Origin of the sequence: Lewinella sp. (assembly GCF_050633125.1) — a bacterium.
Taxonomy (GTDB): Bacteria; Bacteroidota; Bacteroidia; order Chitinophagales; family Saprospiraceae; genus Lewinella.
Genome location: NZ_JBOEFX010000021.1, coordinates 277194 through 283985 on the forward strand (window position 1 = coordinate 277194; position 6792 = coordinate 283985).

Below are 6792 nucleotides of genomic sequence, written 5' to 3' on the forward strand. Positions count from 1 at the left end.
TAAATGGATGGGGGCCCCATTTTGCTTTTAGCCCATTTAATGCCAGGTACAGCTATACGAACTAATCAAAGTTAGCAAACCCGCGCAAAATACACGCAATAGTTCGATCAACAGTACTTGTCTTTAGATGAATATCCTTCTTTCCGCTAAGGGCGGAAATCCCGGCGTAGCAAACGAAGCGTACGGACGACTTTACCATTTCTGTCCACTAAATGAAGTAAATAGACCCCCTGAGGAAGGTCACCCGCTAAAAAACTATCCCCAGGCTGGGGATTCTCGAAAGAACGCACCTTGCGCCCCAAGGTGTTATAAATATCAATTCGCCCGAGTTCCGGAGTATTGGTTAGAAAAAAGCGGTCGTGCACTGGATTAGGGTATACCTTAATTCGGCCACCCAACTCCGCCAATTTTGCCGTGTCTTCAGCGTCGGTAAGACTTATCTGAAAAGAGGCAGTACCCAAAATATTGTCAGGTCGGTCAATGTCTCGAAATACAATTTCCACTTTACTTTGGCCAGTGGTATTATAGGGTGAAATGGTGAAAAACAACTCAAAAGACTCTCCCGCTTCTAATACCACAGGTGCCAATACACCTTGAAATGGATCATAGTTACTAGTAACAGAAGGAGGATAACTGGCCTCTTTGTCACAAATCTGGCTTTCCCAGGCATAGGGTTGGTAAGCAACTATTTTATCCCACCGAAGCCGCAAACGGCGGCCAGAAAGGTTCTTGACCTCTACTTTAAATACCTCTTCATGGCTGACATCATTAGCGGTGATGCTGATCTGTTTACGGATATTAGCGGGTTCAATGCTCAAGGCTTGTTGCCCAGCCAAAGAAAAACCAAAACCCAGCACCAAAATAAAAAGTAAACTTGCCTTCATAATGACTTAATACAGCGTGAAGTATTGAAGCTATACCCTTACAAAGTAATTTGGGCATATTCAACAAAGTTAGTACAAAAAAGCAAAGGCAAGAGGAATTATTGAGACTAAGGTTGCACAATAAAGGGCAGGGTGTGTAATTGTTCGTCGTAACGGATTTGTAACAAATAATAACCTGCCGGCTGTTGGTTATTCTCTGGCAACTGAGATTGATCTCCTTGCAGCAATACGGTTCCATTAGCAGAAAAAAGGAGCCATTCAAAGCGAGCGGGTGCCATTCCTGGCCATAGGAGCTGTACTACCTGCCCTTGTTGCAATGGGTTGGGGAATAAGGTGGGGCCTGTTTCTTTCTCCTTCAACACTGAGCTAGTGTTTGTAATCCCCCCTACAGTAAAATGCTTTTCCTCTAAAGAGCCAAACTCCCCTCCTTGTAGAAGAATACTGCCATCGGGCTGACGCAACCTATAAAAACCATTGCCATAGAAACAACAAAGACCATCGCCGTAGTCATCTAGCAATCTCAACTCGTAACAACCAGAGGAGGGAAGGTAAAACTCTTCAATAATAAAAGCATTGCTATTGTAAGCTCCTGGGTCAGAAGGTGTTGCAATCTGAGACCCGCCATTGGTTTCGCCAACGACCTGATTCCCTCCGTTAACCAATACCTCTCCAAATTCATTTATCACCTCCCAGTACAATTCGTATCCAAATTCATCGGTACGTATTGCCAGTTCAAAAAATGGGTCTTCGACTTGTGGTGCCAGCGAAAAATAATGCTCACGCGTATTATTAAAGCTGGTGGGGTCAACACTATCATTAGGGTTTTCCAAGATTACATAAAAGGTATTATTGGGCAAACCTGACAATGTTTCAACGGGGTCCAACTCCAATGTAAGCTCTTCCAAAGGAGCTACCTCTCCTGTCCACTCAACCGTATTAGATACACCATCCGTAATGCCGTAATGAATAGTACACGCCGTCAGCATATCTTGCCCGTCGTTTCGGAAAATAATTTCTGCTGGAAGAAATGGGTCGCAGGTGTCGTCTGTGGCAATAATTGCGATCAAATTAGCGTCTGCAGCATAATCTGAGATCAAAACCGGAGCGACTTCTACGGCATTAAGCACCTCTTGTTCGTCTTCACTGATAAAGATTGCCAATTCAATATTCACAGGGTCCATCCAAACATCTCGATAGTAAACCGGTAGGTCAATGTTATAGGTTAGGCTGCCAAATGTACCTTCTGAGGTGGTTGTAATAATATGGCCGTCTTGTCCCGTCAAAAATTCTCGAAAAAGGTGCTGGTGTGCATAATAATCACCCGCATTTCCTCCGTGCTGCGGAGCTAATACATTGTTTTGCAGTACCGCTACGTGTAGGCGATTCGTATTAAGCGGAACATTTGCTGTATAGTAATATTCGATATAGAGCTCAAGCTGCCGAGTAGAAATATTCAAGGTTGCAGTGGCAGCAATGTTCACCGGCGCAGGTTGAATAAGAATTTCGCCTATAGCTTCCGGCCATTCTCCTCGTCCCAGCGCAGTAGCACCAGGTACACTTTGCTCCAGGCCTGGAAAAACGTGACGATTAACCGTTGCTGCAGGGTAACCACTGAGTTGGGATTGTTCTTCCAACAAGAAACTGTAATCATTCCCTAAATCGAGATCATCACCAATGGGGATAGCATAAGGACCGGTTTGATAATTGACGAGCACCAGATTATCTCCCAAATCTTCATCAAGGTTGTGTAAAACCTGGTGGCCATGAGGGCAATAAACACAGTACATACCACCAAACTCCTCCACGACAGCACGCTTGTTCTGTGGACTAGTACTAACAATGGTTTGGGCACTAATTCCTGAAGACAAGAATAGGCCAGTTATGAAAACCACCAATGCGCGTTCGATCCAACTAAACATAGGTCAAAGCTAATTCATTCTGAAGCAAGGGCATGACACCTTTCCGACAAAGTTTGTAAAGATTAAGGGAAAAACGAAATAATAGAGGGCAGCAAGAACATAATTGATATACTAATAACGAAAATAAGAAAGATTGTCCACAACCGGACCCTTCCGCTTGATTATCACCGATATCACAATACAGTTTTTAATGGAAAACATTACCTTGTCAGAACTACAAAATCACCTTCCATGCATATTGCGATTATCGGAAATGGAATCAGCGGGGTTACTGCTGCTCGTTTTTTGCGAAAGCAAAGTGATCACGAAATCACCTTAATTTCCGGAGAAACTGACTATTTTTTCTCTCGTACAGCACTCATGTACATCTACATGGGACATATGCGGTTCTCTGACACCCAGCCCTATGAGCCTCATTTTTGGAAAAAAAACAACATAAACCTCAAGAAGGGCTACGTTGAAAATATTGATTTCACCAATCAATCGCTACACTTTAAAGGTGGCGAAAACATGCCCTACGACAAGTTAGTCCTCGCGTTGGGCAGCAAGCCCAACAAATTTGGTTGGCCGGGCCAAGACCTCGAAGGCGTGGGTGGCCTATACAGCTATCAAGACCTCGAAAATATGGAGGCACATAGCGAGGGACTAAAACAAGCCGTGATTGTTGGTGGAGGTTTGATTGGAATTGAGATGGCTGAAATGTTCCACGCTCGCCATATTCCCGTCACCTTTTTGGTTCGGGAAAAAAGCTACTGGAGCAACGTCCTCCCTGCGGAGGAATCAGACATGATCAATCGCCACATCAAAAAAAGCGGCATTGACCTGCGACTGGAAACAGAATTAAAAGAAATCATTGATGACGGCCAGGGTAGAGCTACTGCGGTCATCACCAATACTGGAGAACGGATTGATTGCGGCTACGTAGGCCTTACAGCCGGGGTCAGCCCCAATATAGCCTTCCTCAAAGATACCGACCTGGAAGTAGGCCGTGGGATTCTAGTCAATGAAAACCTGGAAACCAACCTCCCTAATGTATATGCCATCGGCGATTGCGCACAACTCAGGGAAGCCCGACCAGGCCGGCGCCCCATCGAAGCAATATGGTACACCGGCCGGATGATGGGGGAAGTTGCTGCCTATAACATCTGCGGTAAACCAACCGCTTATGATCCTGGAATCTGGTTTAATTCTGCGAAGTTCGTAGACATTGAATACCAGGTCTATGGTGACGTCCCAGCCAAAATGCCCGACGATATGGCCACCCTTTACTGGGAACACGAAGACGGCGAAAAAGCCGTACGTATCAATTACGACGCCAACAATGGCCATATTCGCGGCTTCAACCTCATGGGCGTTCGCTACCGCCACGAAGTCTGCGAAAAGTGGTTGGCACAAAAAACGGACATCGAAGAAGTTCTGCAAAATCTAGGCCTCGCCAATTTCGATCCCGAGTTCTACCACCAGTACGAAACAGAACTGGTGAAGGTTTATAACCAGAAAAGTGGCAAACAGCTTACGCTAAAAAAGCGCAGGGGATTAGCCCGGGCACTTGCTTTCTTAAAATCATAACGCAGATTAGTTTTTTCATTGCTTCTCTAACAAATAAGCAATAGCTGCTGCCAACACCGTGTCTTTACCATTAAGGTAATCCTCCGCCGTAGATGCAACCTCGATATCTGGCTTAACGCCTATACCTACAAACTCAGTGCCGTCGTAAAACACATCTCGTTTTGTACAAACCTGCGCCCACACATCCTTCACCAGGTTAATCCCCGTCGGGTTACCCGTACTTCCGGCAGTTAACGAGCCTATCATTGGCCCAATATCTGCTTGTTGATAATAAGAACAAAAATCCTCACCAGCCGAATAAGTTCGCGCACCTATCAACATCGCAATCGGCTGCTGATAAGGTGTAATGTTACCATCAGGTTCTACCAATTCCCCCGGCTCACCATACCACTCCTGGTCTCGGCCCCACGAATCATAAGCTGCATTATACACTGGCGTAGACCAGTTGGAGGTGTAGAATGACTTGGAAGACAAATGGCTCATAACGTAAACCGCGTTATCAGAGTTGCCGCCATCATTTTTTCTCACATCGACAATCAGCCCTTTGGTGTCTTTCAACAATGGAAAAATACTATCAAAGACCGTTTGAAAATCATCTCCCCAAAAACGGCGGATAGTAAGCACTCCCATACCATTCTCCAACTGTTCAAAAGACATAATCCCACTTTGGGGGTGATTGCGCTGTAGGTTGCGCGGCAAGTCGCGTTCAATAATTTTTCCGTCGGGTGTTTTGAGCGTCAATCTTGCAGAGTCATCACTCCACCCCTCCAGCAATTGGTAAGCATACAAGCGAACATCCATATCCTGCGCAGTGGAAGAGAAGGCGTACGGCTTTACATTTGCTTCGGCATATTCCTTAACCGGCACACCATCAACTTTGAGAATCTCCATTTTAGGAGCTACCCCCAAGGCCGCAATGGTGTCATTGATAACATCCGTTACAAATACGCGGCCCTCAATAATATCCGTATAAATCGCTGGGCGATTACGCTTCTGACTTAGGTACTGTGGAAGATAAACCCTGGTGTGCCCATCTTGCAACTCGTGGCATATCCGCTGCAATAAGCGAACATATTCATAATCATTCCCCGTGGCTTGCACCAGTGGAATATTCGCGTAATACATACTGTCCCAATCCAGCTCCGGCACCTGATCAAAGAATGCAAAATTTTTATCCACGCCTTTCCATAGTTGGGCAAGGCCATAAAGCTTATCCTGCTCCGTCAGCCGCACCTCCTCTTGCGCAGGCAGCAGGTGAATCAAGAACATACAAAGTAAAGTGAAATAAGTGTTTTTCATTGCTCATCTGGTTTAGCACCTCCTACAGGAGGCTTGTGTAAAATACCATGGCAATGATAATGACAAAACCATTTTTATAACAAGTAAAAAACCGACATCAGATGTTAATTCACTCCAGACAAACTGTCACTGTTGCATCTATTTTCCTACTATCCTTTGAAAACACTACTGGCGACCTCCCTGTAAGCTGCTGAAAGTCTCTATGCAAATGGCTATAGTCAAAATACCCATTATCATAAGCAAGAATCTCCCAATTAATGTTGTTTCCTTCCACACAGTTACCCAACACGTCCAACAAACTCCTGAATCGTAATATTCGCAGTAATTGCTTAGGAGACACTGCCAGTTCTTTAGCACATAATCGTTGCAGTTTTCTTTCCGAATATTGCAGCTTTCCTGCCAATGACGACACCGTACACAGAGGCGTACAACTAGTAAAAACATGCAAATAAGCCGGCACTTCCCTCACATTAGTCCGCATTCTAAACAGCAAAAACTGTTCAACACCCAGGCCTCTCACGTACCGATCTTCAATACAGAAGAGGTGTTCAAAAAAAGTTTCCGCCTGAGGTCCGAAATTAGGCAATAGCAAATCTTCCGAAAAAAGGTAAGTCGAAGGAGGCGTAACAAAAAAACGATGATAACCTGCCAAGGTAAAATCAATACAAATTTCATCTAATTCGTCAGTACAGCAAAAAACATGAGGTTCCGTATACAAGCCAGAAAGGTAAGTACCTAAGCCCTCTTTCGGACGAAAAACCAATCCTTTCTCCGTCTTGCAGAGCTCCTTACCCTTGGTAATTCCCAAACAAAAATTGCTATTAGGCAACGAGGTTACACGCTGTTCTGAGGTGCTTTTTTTCGCGTAATTAAACAATACATACTGCACAAAAGGCCGCAGCGCCAGAGATTGAATATGATAAACAGAACTTTCCAAAATGATAGCGTTTTTCCCATCAGTAAGGTCTATTCCATTTTACAAATAGTTGCTTCTTTGGGGCCGTACCGTTATTAGCGTTGCTGCGCAAACGCTAATACGGCACCAGGCCGTACGCTCTTTCCGCATTCCGCCTAGGGCGGAACTGCGGAACCGCTGCCGTCCTTCGTCCTTGCCCCCTCCG

General features: G+C 45.1%; 5 protein-coding genes. 1 reads left to right on the plus strand and 4 read right to left on the minus strand.

Translation table 11 applies throughout. From position 1 onward, the window contains the following. Window positions 1-146: 146 nt before the first annotated feature. Together ACRBG0_RS06610 and ACRBG0_RS06615 are read right to left on the minus strand one after the other, a co-directional pair. A complete protein-coding gene (locus ACRBG0_RS06610; protein ID WP_431486113.1) occupies window positions 147-884 on the minus strand; it encodes a T9SS type A sorting domain-containing protein in 738 nt (245 codons plus the stop codon). Window positions 885-991: 107 nt separating this feature from the next. Then, window positions 992-2803: an Omp28-related outer membrane protein gene (locus ACRBG0_RS06615; RefSeq protein WP_431486114.1), complete on the minus strand. Its 1812-nt coding sequence runs from the start codon at window positions 2801-2803 to the stop codon at window positions 992-994. 231 nt (window positions 2804-3034) lie between these two features. On the opposite strand from ACRBG0_RS06615, the gene ACRBG0_RS06620 reads away from it, so the two are divergent. Next, window positions 3035-4372, plus strand: a complete 1338-nt coding sequence (locus tag ACRBG0_RS06620; protein ID WP_431486115.1) for an NAD(P)/FAD-dependent oxidoreductase — start codon at window positions 3035-3037, stop codon at window positions 4370-4372. Between the two features lie 15 nt (window positions 4373-4387). Here the strand turns inward: ACRBG0_RS06620 and ACRBG0_RS06625 are convergent, their stop codons facing one another. After that, window positions 4388-5671 carry a S41 family peptidase gene (locus tag ACRBG0_RS06625; protein ID WP_431486116.1) on the minus strand — a complete coding sequence of 428 codons (1284 nt, stop codon included), beginning with the start codon at window positions 5669-5671 and terminating at the stop codon, window positions 4388-4390. A gap of 109 nt (window positions 5672-5780) precedes the next feature. After that, window positions 5781-6608, minus strand: coding sequence for a helix-turn-helix domain-containing protein (locus ACRBG0_RS06630; RefSeq protein WP_431486117.1), 828 nt, complete (start codon window positions 6606-6608; stop codon window positions 5781-5783). Between the last annotated feature and the right edge of the window lie 184 nt (window positions 6609-6792).